Source organism: Streptomyces sp. NPDC104814 (assembly GCF_055583185.1).
In genome coordinates, this window is the sequence record NZ_JBVJOL010000003.1 from 246,670 (window position 1) to 260,304 (window position 13,635).

General features: G+C 70.4%; 12 protein-coding genes and 1 tRNA gene. 10 read left to right on the forward strand and 3 right to left on the reverse strand.

Going from position 1 to position 13,635, the window contains the following annotated elements:
• The first annotated feature begins 387 nt into the window (after window positions 1–387).
• The 4 genes from ACZ64A_RS14215 (at window position 388) to ACZ64A_RS14230 (ending at window position 4,303) form a co-directional block, all read left to right on the forward strand.
• A complete protein-coding gene (locus ACZ64A_RS14215; protein WP_469810464.1) occupies window positions 388–984 on the forward strand; it encodes a M48 metallopeptidase family protein in 597 nt (198 codons plus the stop codon).
• Window positions 985–1,115: 131 nt separating this feature from the next.
• On the forward strand, window positions 1,116–2,837 hold the full coding sequence (locus tag ACZ64A_RS14220) for a TerD family protein (protein ID WP_469810466.1): 1,722 nt from the start codon (window positions 1,116–1,118) through the stop codon (window positions 2,835–2,837).
• Between the two features lie 12 nt (window positions 2,838–2,849).
• On the forward strand, window positions 2,850–3,530 hold the full coding sequence (locus ACZ64A_RS14225) for an AIM24 family protein (protein ID WP_469810467.1): 681 nt from the start codon (window positions 2,850–2,852) through the stop codon (window positions 3,528–3,530).
• Window positions 3,531–3,547: 17 nt separating this feature from the next.
• The gene (locus tag ACZ64A_RS14230) at window positions 3,548–4,303 is read left to right on the forward strand and encodes an AIM24 family protein (protein WP_469810468.1); all 756 of its coding nucleotides are present in this window, start codon (window positions 3,548–3,550) and stop codon (window positions 4,301–4,303) included.
• Between the two features lie 54 nt (window positions 4,304–4,357).
• Here the strand turns inward: ACZ64A_RS14230 and ACZ64A_RS14235 are convergent, their stop codons facing one another.
• Entirely contained in the window at window positions 4,358–4,879 is a 522-nt protein-coding gene (locus ACZ64A_RS14235; protein WP_469810470.1) for an NUDIX hydrolase, read from the reverse strand.
• Window positions 4,876–6,324, reverse strand: a complete 1,449-nt coding sequence (locus tag ACZ64A_RS14240; RefSeq protein WP_469810471.1) for a zinc-dependent metalloprotease — start codon at window positions 6,322–6,324, stop codon at window positions 4,876–4,878. Before ACZ64A_RS14240 ends, ACZ64A_RS14235 begins: the two co-directional genes overlap by 4 nt.
• Before the next feature lie 192 nt (window positions 6,325–6,516).
• On the opposite strand from ACZ64A_RS14240, the gene ACZ64A_RS14245 reads away from it, so the two are divergent.
• The 4 genes from ACZ64A_RS14245 (at window position 6,517) to ACZ64A_RS14260 (ending at window position 9,679) form a co-directional block, all read left to right on the forward strand.
• Window positions 6,517–7,626, forward strand: a complete 1,110-nt coding sequence (locus ACZ64A_RS14245; protein ID WP_469810472.1) for an SDR family oxidoreductase — start codon at window positions 6,517–6,519, stop codon at window positions 7,624–7,626.
• A gap of 142 nt (window positions 7,627–7,768) precedes the next feature.
• Window positions 7,769–8,230, forward strand: a complete 462-nt coding sequence (locus ACZ64A_RS14250) for a molybdenum cofactor biosynthesis protein MoaE (protein WP_469810473.1) — start codon at window positions 7,769–7,771, stop codon at window positions 8,228–8,230.
• Window positions 8,231–8,383: 153 nt separating this feature from the next.
• Entirely contained in the window at window positions 8,384–8,515 is a 132-nt protein-coding gene (locus ACZ64A_RS14255; RefSeq protein ID WP_469810843.1) for a hypothetical protein, read from the forward strand.
• A 72-nt stretch (window positions 8,516–8,587) separates the two neighbouring features.
• Window positions 8,588–9,679 carry a YlbL family protein gene (locus ACZ64A_RS14260; protein ID WP_469810474.1) on the forward strand — a complete coding sequence of 364 codons (1,092 nt, stop codon included), beginning with the start codon at window positions 8,588–8,590 and terminating at the stop codon, window positions 9,677–9,679.
• Between the two features lie 28 nt (window positions 9,680–9,707).
• On the opposite strand, the gene ACZ64A_RS14265 is transcribed toward ACZ64A_RS14260, so the two are convergent.
• Complete coding sequence (locus tag ACZ64A_RS14265; protein ID WP_469810476.1) at window positions 9,708–10,247, reverse strand: PPA1309 family protein; 540 nt, start codon at window positions 10,245–10,247, stop codon at window positions 9,708–9,710.
• Window positions 10,248–10,411: 164 nt separating this feature from the next.
• Here ACZ64A_RS14265 and ACZ64A_RS14270 point away from each other — a divergent pair, with 164 nt between their 5' ends.
• Window positions 10,412–13,372 (forward strand): UPF0182 family membrane protein, encoded by a 2,961-nt coding sequence (locus ACZ64A_RS14270; protein ID WP_469810822.1) that lies wholly within the window; start codon window positions 10,412–10,414, stop codon window positions 13,370–13,372.
• A 43-nt stretch (window positions 13,373–13,415) separates the two neighbouring features.
• Window positions 13,416–13,489 (forward strand) — tRNA-Met (locus ACZ64A_RS14275).
• The last annotated feature ends 146 nt before the right edge of the window (window positions 13,490–13,635 follow it).

Here is a 13,635-nt window from a genome sequence, read left to right on the forward strand (position 1 = left end):
CAAGGTCACGAACAAGGTCACAGACAAGAACACGAACAAGGTCACGAACAAGGTCACAGACAAGGTCACGAACAAGGTCACAGACAAGGTCACGAACAGGGTCAAGATCACGAAGTGAGGCCCCCGGTGCCGACGGGGCGGGGGCGTGGGGGCGTCCTCGCCCCGCCGACGCCTGCCAGCATGCCCGGCCCCGCGGCCCGGCGCCGAAAGTTGTCCACAGGCGGCGGGATTCGTCGTACTGGTCGTACGGATCGATCCAGCACATCGTCTCGATCCAGCACATCGTCGTACACACCCGGTCGTACAAATCCGGCGCTCGGTGGGGCGCCGGAACACAACCGTTCGGGAGCCGGGACTTCCACCGTGTGCAGCGGGTAACGTCGGGGCGTGTCCGCCGACCCCCTGCACCACGCCGGAGCGCCCCAGCGCAAGCCGACGAGCCCGCCGCCCGCCGGCTCGGGGACGAGCGCGATCGAGGTGCGCCGAAGCAGCCGCCGACGCCGCACGGTCTCCGCCTACCGCGAGGGCGACCGCACCATCGTGCTCATCCCCGCCCGCATGTCCGAGGCGGAGGAGCGACGCTGGGTCACGGTCATGCTCGACAAGCTGGCCGCCCAGGAGAGCAAGCGGAAGCTGGGCGACAGCGAGCTGGCCGAGCGTGCCGAGCGTCTGTCGGCGCAGTACTTCGGGGGGCGCGCCCGCCCCGCTTCCGTGCGCTGGGTCACCAACCAGAACACCCGCTGGGGCTCCTGCACCCCCGCCGAGGGCAGCATCCGCCTCTCGCACCGGCTGCAGGGCATGCCGGAGTACGTCGTCGACTACGTCCTGCTGCACGAGCTGGCCCATCTGCTGGTACCGGGTCACGGCCCGGACTTCTGGAGGCTCCTGGACGCCTATCCGCGCACCGAGCGGGCCCGCGGCTATCTCGAGGGCGTCGTCGCGGCCGACCGGCTGCCGCAGGTGCCCGGCGCGCGCGGAGAGTGATCGCGCGGGCCGTCTGTGCTGCGGCCCGGCGGCCGTTGTGTAGCGGGTCTGTACCGGCCTGAGCCGATGTCGGTGTTTGCCGTTAGCCTGGCGCGACGCACTCGCTTCGGGATGGGGGACGGTCGTAACGCATGCCCAGGGAATTCCAACGCGGCCACAAGGCCAGGATCAGTGACCTCACCGCGGGTACGGATCTGTACGTCGGCGTGCAGATCTCCGCCCCCGGGCTGAGCTTCGACATCAGCTGCTTCGGTCTGGACGCCGTCGAACGGCTCTCCGACGACCGGTACTTCGTCTTCTTCAACCAGCCGAAGTCCCCGGAGGAGGCCGTCCAGCTGCTGGGCTCCCAGGCGGGCGACACGGAGTCCTTCCGCGTCACGCTCGACAAGATCCCCCCGCACATCCAGAAGCTGTCCTTCACGGCGACCATCGACGGCGCCGGACAGATGTCGCAGATCAGCCCCGGTTATCTGCGGATCGTCGCCGGCGGCGAGGAAGTGGCCCGGTACTCCTTCAGCGGCGCGGAGTTCTCCACCGAACGCGCCGTGATGCTGGGCGACCTGTACCTGAAGGACGTGTGGCGGTTCGCCGCGGTCGGGCAGGGCTTCGACGGCGGTCTGGAGGCGCTGCTGAAGAACTTCGGCGGCGAGGTGCTCGAGGAGGAGGCGCCCGCCGCGCCCCCGCAGCAGCCGCAGACCGGCGCCGCTCCCGGCTTCGCGCCGCCCGCGTTCGGTGCGCCCGCGGGCCCCGCCGCGACCCCGGCACCCGCTCCCGCCCCGGCGCCCGCCCCGCAGGGCTTCGCGCCGCCGCCCGGAGCCACACCGCCGCCCGCTCCCGCCCCGGCGCCCCAGCCGTCCGTGCACGCGCAGCCCACCCTCGTCGCGCCCCTGACACCGCACGGCGCCAACCCGCACACACCCCCGCCGCCGCCCCCGCCCGCCCCCTACCCGGGACCCAACGTCCCGCACGGCCCGCACCCCGGGCAGGCGACCATGCCCCTGCCGCCCGGCTACGGCCAGCCGCAGGCCCCGCACTCCCCGGCCCCGGCCCCGCCGCCCGGTTACGGCCAGCAGCCGCCCGGGCCCGGTTACGGGCAGCCGCCGGCGCCCCCCGGCTACGGCCAGCAGCCCTCCTACAGCCAGATCCCGGGCCAGCAGGCCTACGGCGGCGTCCCCCAGGGCGCCCCGCAGGGAGCGGGTGTCGCCGCCGCGCTCCAGCGGTTCAAGGAGACGCCGACCGGCCAGCGCTGGACGCAGCAGAACAAGAAGCTGATCCGGGTCGACCTCGGCATCGGCGGGCAGCCCGTGCTCGCCCGTCAGGGCAGCATGGTGCTCTACCAGGGCAAGGTGGACTTCAGCTACAAGGGCGCCGGTTTCGCCGGGCGGATCGTCGGCAACGCCACCGGCCAGGAAATGCAGTTGATGCGCTGCACCGGCCAGGGCCAGGTGTTCCTCGCCGAGAACTCCACCCACCTGCACCCCATCGAACTCCAGGGCGACGCCATCTGCGTCTCCGCGGAGAACGTCCTCGCCTTCGACGAGAGCCTGCAGCACGAGGTGCGCCGCATCGAGGGCCACGGCATTCCCGGCGGCGCCCTGTTCACCATGCAGTTCCAGGGCACCGGCACGATCGTCGTGAAGACGCACGGCACCCCCGTCGTCCTGCCGGTCACCCCGACCACGTTCGCGGACTGCAACGCCGTCGTCGCCTGGTCGGCCGCCTCCCAGGTGATCGTCTCCAGCCAGGTGCGGATGCGTCGCAACGCCTACCCGGGCGACACCGGGGAGAGCGTCAACCTGCAGTTCCGGGGCGCACCCGGCAACTTCATCGTCGTCCAGCCGTACGAGGTCTAGAAGGAGCCCGTCATGAACCAGCCGCTCGCGGGCTTCGCTCCCGCACCCGTCACCGCGCGCATGGAGAACCACGGCAACCACATGCTGAAGGTCGCCATGCAGAGCGGGCACGACCTCCTCGCGCGCGTGGGCTCGATGGTCGCCTACGAGGGCTTCATCCAGTACGAGCCCAACCCGCCGGCCGTGCGCCAGATCGCCCGGGACTGGATCACCGGCGAGGGCGCCCCGCTGATGAAGTGCTCCGGCGACGGCCTGCTCTATCTCGCCGACTACGGCGCGGACGTCGTCGTCATCCAGCTGAACGGCGACGGCATCTCCGTCAACGCCACCAACCTGCTCGCCTTCGACGCCCATCTGTCCTGGGGCGTGGAGCGGGTGAAGGGGCTGGCGAAGTTCGCCGGGCAGGGCCTGTGGAACACGAAGATCTCCGGGCAGGGCTGGGTCGCGCTGACCTCCCGGGGCAAGCCCATCGTCGTCGACTGCGGCGGCGGCGAGGACGAGACGTACGTCGACCCGGACGCGCTGGTCGCCTGGTCGCCGAACCTGAAGGTGAAGGGCAAGCGCAGCTTCAAGGCGCAGTCGCTCATCGGCCGCGGCAGCGGTGAGGCCTACCAGATGGCCTTCTCCGGCCAGGGCATCGTCGTCGTCCAGCCCAGTGAGGACAGCACCGACCGCCTCCGGTTCCGGGGCTGAGGGGGAGCCAGAAAGCCATGCAGAGCCCGCTTTTCGCCCACAACGACCTGCAGACCTCCGAACGCTGGAGCCTGCAGAACTCGCAGATGCTGCGCGTGACCCTGGAGGGCCACGACGACATCCTGGCCCGCAAGGGCACGATGGTCGCCTACCAGGGGCTCGTCGAGTTCGACGCCGAGTACCGCAGCAACAACCAGGCACGCGCGCGTGCGTACACCGGCGAGGGCCTGGACCTGATGCGCTGCCACGGGCAGGGCACGGTGTACCTCGCCAACCTCGCCCAGCACGTCCACGTCATGGACGTCGAGCAGGACGGGCTGACCGTCGACAGCTCCTACGTCCTCGCCATGGACTCCTCGCTGCACCACGAGGTGATCGCCGTCGACAGCCTCTACGGCATCTCCGGCTCCGGGAAGTACCAGCTCAACATCACCGGACGGGGCAAGGTCGCCCTGATGACGTCGGGGGCGCCGCTGCTGATGCAGGTCACCCCGGACAAGTACGTCAACTGCGACGCCGACGCCATCGTCGCCTGGTCCACCGGGCTGCGCGTGCAGATGCAGGCCCAGACGCACTCCTCGGGCGTGTGGCGGCGGCGCGGCAGCACCGGCGAGGGCTGGGAGCTCAGCTTCATGGGCAGCGGGTTCGCACTGGTGCAGCCCAGTGAGCTGCTGCCGCCGCAGAACGCCCAGATCGGGCAGGGCCTCGCCGCCCAGTTCGGCATGGGCCAGCAGGGGGCGCGCGGTCAGAACCAGGGCAACGTCTGGAGCTGACAGCACTTGTCGAGGGGCGGCCGCCGACAGCGGCCGCCCCTTGCGCGTGCGGGCTCAGAGCCGGGCGCGGGTCGCCTCCAGGAGACGTACGACGGAGGCGTCCGCCACGTCCGCCACCTCGTCGTAGGCGAACCAGCGCAGGTCGAGGGACTCGTCGCTGATCTGCTGCACGGCTCCCGCCGGTGCCAGGACCGCGTACTGCACGTCGAAGTGCCAGTGGCACGGCGCCGGGATCGGATGCCGGTCCAGGCGCACCGGGCCGCCCGGCAGCAGCGTCAGGCCGGAGACGCCGGATTCCTCGGTCGCCTCCCGCAGGGCCGCCGCCGCCAGGGAGGCGTCCTGCGGCTCGCAGTGGCCGCCCATCTGCAGCCACATGCGCAGCTTCCGGTGCAGGGTGAGCAGGACCCGTCCCCGCTCCGGGTCGATCACCAGCGCGCTCGCCGTGATGTGGCCCGCCTCGCAGGCCTTCCACATGCCGTCCGGGTGGGCGGCGAGATGGTCCAGGTAGGCCTGGCGCAGGTCTTCCTGGCCCTCGTACCCCTTCAGGACGAGGACCGCGTCGTCGTACAGGCTCACTCGGTGTCGTCGCCGCCCTCGGGCTTGCCGTCCTCGGCGCTCTCGTCCTTCTTGCGCAGGTCGGGCTTGGCACCGCCGGCCGCCTCGCCGAGCATCTTGTCGAGCTCGGAGAAGTCGATCTGCTCGCGGTGTACGAAGCCGTCCGGGTCGTCCAGGTCGGTGGCCGTCGGCAGCATGTCCGGGTGGTGCCACAGGGCGTCCCGGCCGTCCACCCCGCGCGCGTCCGTGAGCGAGGCCCACAGGCGGGAGGCGTCCCGCAGGCGGCGCGGGCGCAGCTCCAGGCCGATCAAGGTGGCGAACGTCTGCTCGGCCGGGCCGCCCGACGCGCGGCGGCGGCGCAGCGTCTCGCGCAGCGCGTCCGCGGACGCCAGCCGCGGCTTGGCGGCCGCGTGGACGACCGCGTCCACCCAGCCCTCCACGAGGGCCAGAGCGGTCTCCAGGCGGGCCAGGGCGGCCTTCTGCTCCGGGGTGTCCTCCGGCTGGAACATGCCCTGCTGAAGAGCCTGCTGCAGCTCCTCGGGGTTCTGCGGGTCGAACTGGCCGACCACGTCCTCCAGCTTGGCCGTGTCGACCTTGATCCCGCGCGCGTAGCCCTCGACCGCGCCGAACAGGTGCGAGCGCAGCCACGGCACGTGCGCGAAGAGGCGCTGGTGGGCGGCCTCGCGCAGGGCGAGGTACAGCCGCACCTCGTCCTGGGGGACGCTCAGGTCCTTGCCGAAGGCCTCGACGTTCAGCGGCACGAGGGCCGCCTTGCCGGCCGGGCCCAGCGGCAGGCCGACGTCGCTGGAGCCGACGACCTCGCCGGCGAGGACGCCGACGGCCTGCCCGATCTGCGTGCCGAACATGGCGCCGCCCATCGAGCGCATCATGCCGATCAGCGGGCCCGCCATGGCCTGCATCTCCTCCGGCAGGATGTCGCCCATGGCGCCGCCGACCCGCTCGGCGACCGGGTCGACGAGTTCCTTCCACGCGGGCAGGGTCGCCTCGACCCACTCCGCGCGGCTCCAGGCGACGGCGGAGGCCGAGCCGGACGGCAGCGACGTCGCGTCGTCGAGCCACAGGTCGGCCAGGCGGACCGCGTCCTCCACGGCCTTGCGCTCGGCGGGGCCGACGCTGGCGTCCTTGGTGCCGTCCGGGGTGCCCTGGGAGACCGTCTGGCGGGCGATCTGCTTGGCCATGTCCCAGTTCACCGGGCCGCCCTCGTAGGAGAGCATCTGGCCCAGCTGCTGGAACGCGGCGCCCAGGTCGGTGGGGTTCAGCGAACCGAACATGGCAGCGAGCGGATTGTCCGCGCCGCCTCCCAGGCCTCCGGCACCGGGCAGCCCGAAACCGAAGGGGTTGGACGGTCCCTGACCACCACCGCTCTGCTGGTCCTTCTTCTTGCCCTCGTCGCCGTCTTCCGGCTCCTCCGGCGGAAGGCCGAAACCGAATGGGGTGTCACTCACGGGATTCCTCGGCTGGTAAGGCCGCCGGTCTCTCTCCGACGGCACGACTGCCCGACAACACCACCCAGCGTAGACACCGCGAGCGGTTCGGGCCTCGGTGCTTCGCCGAGTGAACGCCTGCGGCAGGATGGATGCCACCTGGTACGTACGCGTCATTTGCGCTCGTATGAAGACAACCGCTGGAGACGCCCGGTGAGTTCCCCAGATCCGCAGGTTCGCGCAGCGCGAAACCACTCAACCACATCCGCCGCGCGCGGGCCCGTCGTCGCGGTCACCGGTGCCGCGTCCGGCGTCGGCGCGCTGCTCACCGAGCGGCTCGCCGCCTCGGAGGAGATCAAGCAGGTCATCGCCATCGACGAGCGGCGCGGCGAGTGCGAGGCGGCGCAGTGGCAGATCCTGGACGTCCGGGACCCCGCCATCGCCGACAAGCTGCGCGGCGCAGACGTCGTCGTCCACCTGGCGCTCGATCTCGACCTCGGCTCGGACGCCGCCGCCCGAACGGCGTACAACGTCCGGGGAACCCAGACCGTGCTGACCGCCGCCGCGGCGGCCGGTGTGCACCGGGTGGTGCTGTGCACCTCCGCGATGGTCTACGGGGCGCTGCCGGACAACGAGCTGCCGCTGTCGGAGGACGCGGAGCTGCGGGCCACGGCGGAGGCCACGGGCGTCGGGGACCTGCTGGAGATCGAACGGCTGGCGCGGCGCGCGCCGCGGGCGCATCCGGGGCTGAACGTCACCGTGGTGCGGCCGGCCGTGCTGGTCGGTGGCACGGACACCGCGCTGACCAGGTATTTCGAGTCGCCGCGCCTGCTGGTGGTGGCCGGTTCCCGGCCCGCCTGGCAGTTCTGCCACGTCGAGGATCTGTGCAGCGCGCTGGAGTACGCGGTGCTCGAGAAGGTCGACGGGGAGCTGGCCGTCGGCTGCGACGGGTGGCTTGAGCAGGAGGAGGTCGAGGAGCTCAGCGGGATCCGGCGGATGGAGCTGCCGTCCGCGGTGGCGCTGGGCGCGGCGGCGCGACTGCACCGGATCGGGCTGACGCCGTCGCCCGCGGGAGACCTCGCCTACACGATGTACCCGTGGGTGGTCAGCGGCAGCCGGCTGCACGACGCCGGGTGGCGGCCGAAGTGGACGAACGAGGAGGTGCTGGCCGAGCTGCTGGAGGAGGCGGCCGGGCGGCACACGGTGGCCGGGCGGCGGCTGGGGCGCAAGGACGCGACGGCGGCGGGAGCCGCGGGCGCGACGGTGGCGCTGCTGGGCGCGGCGGCGGTGGTGAGACGGGCCCGCAAGGCGCGCCGCCGGTGAGACGTGCCCGCCGGCCACCGGAGCCGCCGGCCACCGGAGCCGCCGGCCGGCGGGCGACTGTAGGAGCGTCCAAGCCGCCACGCGCGTGTGCCTGGTGAACCGTCTATTTCGGTTGGACGAGCGGTGGGGCACGATGGGGGGCATGGCACCCACGTACGACCATCCCGGTGAGCAGGCAGCGACGGACCCCATCAAGCTGATCGGTGTGCGGGACACGGCGCTGTCCGTGGACGAGGTCTTCCGGGCGGTCGGGGACGAGGCCGCCGGAGGGACCGCGCTGTTCGTGGGCACCGTGCGCAACCACGACGGGGGCGCCGACGTGGACGCCCTCGGGTACTCCTGCCACCCCTCCGCCGAGGCCGAGATGCGGCGCATCGCGGAGAAGGTCTGCGCCGAGTACCCGGTCCGGGCGCTGGCCGCCGTCCACCGTGTGGGGGATCTGGCCGTCGGTGATCTCGCCGTCGTCGTCGCCGTGTCGTGCCCCCACCGCGGAGAGGCCTTCGACGCCTGCCGGAAGCTGATCGACGACCTCAAGCACGAGGTGCCGATCTGGAAGCACCAGAGGTTCTCCGACGGCACGGAGGAGTGGGTCGGCGCCTGCTGATCCGCCACCCGCTGGAATTCCGGTTGCGTAACCCGCCCCCCGGCGTGAGCGTTGTCACTGCAGATGGTTAATCTGCTGATCAGTCGGTAGCGGTCGCTCAGTTGGGGTCGGGAGGTCGCCATGGGGGCGCTCGTCTGGTTGCTGATTCCGCTCGTGGCTGCGGTCGCAGCCGGTCTGTGGGGCAGTTGGGCGAACCGGACCCGCAAGGTCCGCAGCGACGGTCCCGAGCTGGACGGCTACGCGCGCTTCCGCGAGGCGATGGAGAAGTCGCACTCCAGCACCTGACGCTTGCACGGCGTGTGATCAAGTCGGCGGCCCTGACGGTGCTCCGACAGACACGTCCCGTACTGTCGTGCCATGCCACGCCGCACCGCGACGATGCTCGCCTCCACCTTGATGCTGATCGCGCTCCTGTGTGCCGGAGTGCTCATCAACGTGCCGTACTCGGAGATGTCCCCGGGGCCGACGGTGAACACCCTCGGCGACCACGACGGTGAGCCGGTGCTGCAGATCTCCGGGCGCAAGACGTACCCCACGGACGGCCACCTCAACATGACCACCGTGCGGGTCACCAGCGCCGACTACCGGATGAACCTCGTGGAAGCGGTCTACGGCTGGCTCGCGCACGACAGCAAGATCGTCCCGCACGACACGCTGTACCCGGACGGCAAGACGGAGGAGCAGTCCAGCCAGGAGAACGCCGAGGAGTTCAGCCAGTCCCAGGAGAGCGCCAAGGTCGCCGCCCTGAAGGAGCTGCACGTCCCGGTGCAGTCCTGGGTGATCGTCTCCACGGTCGTCAAGGGCTCCCCGGCGGAGGGCAGGCTGCACGCCGGCGACGTGATCAAGGCCGTCGACGGCACCGCGGTGAAGCAGCCCGCCGACGTCGCCAAGCTGGTGACCGAGCACAAGCCCGGCGAGAAGGTCGTCTTCACGATCGTGCCCGCCAAGGAGCAGGCGGCCGCCGAGAAGGAACACCGCACGGCGACCGCCACCAAGAAGGTGACGATCACCACAGCCGCGTCCGACGACCAGGGCCGCAAGCGGGCCATCGTCGGGATCTCGGCCGGCACCGACCACACGTTCCCGTTCACCATCGACATCAAGCTCGCCGACGTCGGCGGCCCGAGCGCCGGCCTGATGTTCGCGCTCGGCATCTACGACAAGCTCACCCCCGGCGCACTGACCGGCGGCAAGTTCGTCGCGGGCACCGGCACCATCGACGACGACGGCAAGGTCGGCCCGATCGGCGGCATCGAGATGAAGACCGTCGGCGCCCGTGACAAGGGCGCCCAGTACTTCCTCACGCCCGCCGACAACTGCGCGTCCGCCGCCAAGGACACCCCCGAGGGCCTCACCCTGGTCAAGGTGAAGACCATCGGCGACGCCCTCGACGCCCTCAAGGACATCAGCAGCGGCAGGACCGCCGACCTGCCGAAGTGCACCAAGTAGCACTGCCGAGGCGCACCCGGCGGCCGGACTACTCCTCGAAGGTCGCCGCCAGCGCGTCCGCCAGGCCCGGGATCAGGTCCGGGCCGGTGAGGACCTCGGTCGGGGAGTCCTTCTCCCGCAGCCGCAGCGCCGACTCACGGGTGCCGTCGCGCAGCACCGCGACGGTCATCCGGACCTCCTGCCGCTCGGGGTGCTCGGCGACCCACTGCGCCAGCTTCGCGCCGTCCAGGCCCTGGGGGACCTGGGCCTCGGCGGTCGGCGGCAGCATCAGCCGCTCCACGGTCAGCGCGCAGCCGGCCACCGCGTCGGGCCAGGCGATGGTGGCCAGGAACTCGTCCAGCGGCCGGTCCGTTGCAATCTCGTCCTGCTCGATCGGGGTGAGGCCGGTGCTCTCGTCCTCCCCGAGACCGAGCTGGTCGGCGAGCGAGGGTTCCTGGGCCCGCAGCTGCTGGGTGTCGACGAGGGCGAAGAGGCGTGCGGGCTGGTCCCAGCCGAGCCCGGAGGCGTACTCGTCGATCTCGAGCACGGCCCGGGTCAGGGGGTTCGCTGCCATGGGAGTGTTGGACATGGTCACAATCCTGCCTCGTTCCCGGCCGAAATCGGGAACCGAGTAAACCGTGAGTAAGTTGCATAGGTGTGGGCCCGCGATCACGGGGGGCCACGGAGGGCCGGCGAAAACGCGGGCCTGACGAGACGACAGCGAACTTCGAGGTGCGCACCTTGGCTTTCCAGATGCCGGACCGCGGCGGAGGCCCCACGGGGCCGCGGATCAGAGTGGGACGCCCGTCCCGGCGTGTCCGGACCCTGCTCGCGACGCTGGGCGTCCTTGCCGTACTCGGCATGGCGTTCACCATGTTCGCGGGCTTCTGGACGGACTGGCTGTGGTACCGGTCGGTGAAGTATTCGTCGGTCTTCACCACCACCCTGTGGACCAAGATCGGGCTGTTCTTCGTCTTCGGCCTGCTGATGGCCCTCGCCGTCGGCCTCAACATCTGGCTGGCCCACCGGCTGCGCCCGCCGCTGAGCGCGATGTCGATGGAGCAGCAGAGCCTCGACCGCTACCGGATGGGCATCGCGCCGTACAAGAAGTGGCTGCTGCTCGGGATCACCGCCCTGGTGGGCCTGATCGCCGGAGCCTCGGCCGCCGGCCAGTGGCGCACCTGGCTGATGTGGGTCAACGGCGTCTCCTTCGGCCAGAAGGACCCGCAGTTCCATCTGGACGTCTCCTTCTACGCCTTCGACCTGCCCTGGTACCGGTTCCTGATCGGCTTCGGCTTCGCCGCCACGATCCTGTCGCTGATCGCCGCCGCGCTCACCCACTACCTGTACGGCGGGCTGCGCGTCACCAGCCCCGGTGCGCGCGCCACGGCCGCGGCGACCGGGCATCTGTCGGTGCTGCTGGGCGTCTTCGTCGCGCTGAAGGCGGTCGCCTACTGGCTCGACCGGTACGGCCTGGCGGTGAAGTCCAGCGACTTCAAGGCGACCGACAACTGGACGGGCCTCAGGTACGTCGACGCCAACGCGTATCTGCCCGCGAAGACCATCCTGTTCTGCATCGCCGTGATCTGCGCGCTGCTGTTCTTCGCCACCCTGTGGCGGCGGACCTGGCAGCTGCCGGTGATCGGGTTCGGTCTGATGGTGCTCTCCGCGATCCTCATCGGCGGGCTCTACCCGGCGATCGTGCAGAAGTTCCAGGTCCAGCCCAACGAGCAGGCCAAGGAAGCCCCGTACGTCCAGAAGAACCTCAAGGCGACGCGCGAGGCCTACGGCATCGACGACACCCAGGTCAGCGAGTACCCGGGCTCCAGCACCACCAAGGACACGACGAAGCTGCGTGACGACGCCGAGAGCGTCGCCAGCATCCGGCTGATGGACCCCAACGTCGTCGGCCCGACGTTCCAGCAGCTCCAGCAGGTGCGCAACTACTACGGCTTCCCGTCCAACCTGGCCGTCGACCGGTACCGGACGAAGGACGGCAAGGTCCAGGACACCGTCATCGGTCTGCGCGAGCTGAACCTCAACGGGGTGCCGAAGCACAACTGGATCAACGACCACTTCCGCTACACCCATGGCTTCGGCGTGGTCGCGGCCAAGGGCACCGAGGCCGACTCCGAGGGCCGCCCGGTCTTCACCGAGTACGACCTGCCCTCCAAGGGCGACCTCGGCTCCTACCAGCAGCGGGTCTACTACGGCGAGAAGACCACCACCTACTCCATCGTCGGCGGCCCCCAGGACGAGATCGACTACTCCGACGACAGCGGGGAGAAGACCACCCGCTACCAGGGCAAGAGCGGCGTGAATCTCGCCAATCCGCTCAACCGGGCCGCGTACGCGGTGGCCTTCGGCGAGCCGCAGATCCTGTACTCGGGTGCGATCGGCGACGGGTCGCGCATCCTGTACAACCGCACGCCCAAGGAGCGCGTCGAGGCGGTCGCCCCATGGCTGACCATCGACGGCGTGACGTATCCGGCGGTGGTCGACGGCCGGATCCAGTGGATCGTCGACGCCTACACCACCACCAACGGCTACCCGTACGCCTCGCGGACCACCCTCGGTGACACCACGACCGACTCGCTGACGGCCGCGAACAACCAGCGGGTGGTGGCCCAGCAGAACCAGGTCAACTACATCCGCAACTCGGTGAAGGCGACCGTCGACGCGTACACCGGCGAGGTCAAGCTCTACCAGTGGGACACCAAGGACCCCGTCCTGAAGACGTGGATGAAGGCGTTCCCGGACACGGTCCGGCCCAAGAGCGACATCTCTCCCTCGCTGATGGACCATCTGCGGTACCCGCAGGACCTGTTCAAGGTGCAGCGCGAACTGCTCACCCGCTACCACGTCGAGGACGCGCAGACCTTCCTCAGCGGCAGCGAGGTGTGGCAGATCCCGGACGACCCGACGAACAAGTCGGGCGACGCGGTGCCGCCGTACTACCTGAGCATGAAGCTGCCGGGGCAGAAGTCCCAGGCGTTCTCGCTGACGACCACGATGACGCCGAACGGCCGGGACAACCTCAGCGCGTTCATGTCGGTCAGCGCCGAACCCCAGTCGGGTGACTACGGCAAGATCAGCATTCTGAAACTGCCGACCGGCAAGACGATCGACGGTCCGAAACGGGTGCAGAGCCAGTTCAACTCCGAACCCTCCATCGCCGAGTCGATCAGCCTGCTGCAACGCGGCGACTCCAAGGTGGAGTACGGCAACCTGCTGACGGTCCCGCTGGACGGGGGCCTGCTCTACGTGGAGCCGGTCTACGTCCGCGGCGGCGACCTCAAGTACCCGCTGCTGCGCAAGGTGCTGGTCACCTACGGAGGCAACACGGCCTTCGAGAACACCCTGGACGAGGCGCTGAACAAGGTGTTCGGAGCGAACGGCTCCACCCAGCCACCGGACCAGGGCACCGGCACCACCAAGCCGCCGGCGACGGGCAATCCGACGGTCCAGCAGGCGCTGGCCGACGCGCAGAAGGCGTTCGACGCCGGCCAGGAGGCCCTGAAGAAGGGTGACTGGCAGGCGTACGGCCAGGCGCAGAAGGACCTCCAGGCCGCCCTGAAGCGGGCGGAGGACGCCCAGTCCAAGGCGGCCCAGGGCGGCAAGGCCCAGGGCGCACCGAGCTCCGGTGCCGGGCCGACGACGGCTCCGACAGCGACCGTCAAGCCGACGCCCTCGCCGAGCGGCGGCAGCGGCTGATCATGCTCCACCCCGCGCCGTGGTACAGTTGTACACACAACGGCGCGGGGTGGAGCAGCTCGGTAGCTCGCTGGGCTCATAACCCAGAGGTCGCAGGTTCAAATCCTGTCCCCGCTACTGAAGTCGACGACGAGGTCGTACGACGGTGAAGGCCCGGATCCTCACAAGGGATCCGGGCCTTCGTGTGTGCGAACGCATGTGCCGAGGGGTAGGAGCGCCGTGCCGCCGTGGGGAGTTGGGGGAACTGTGTTTGACTTGTCTCT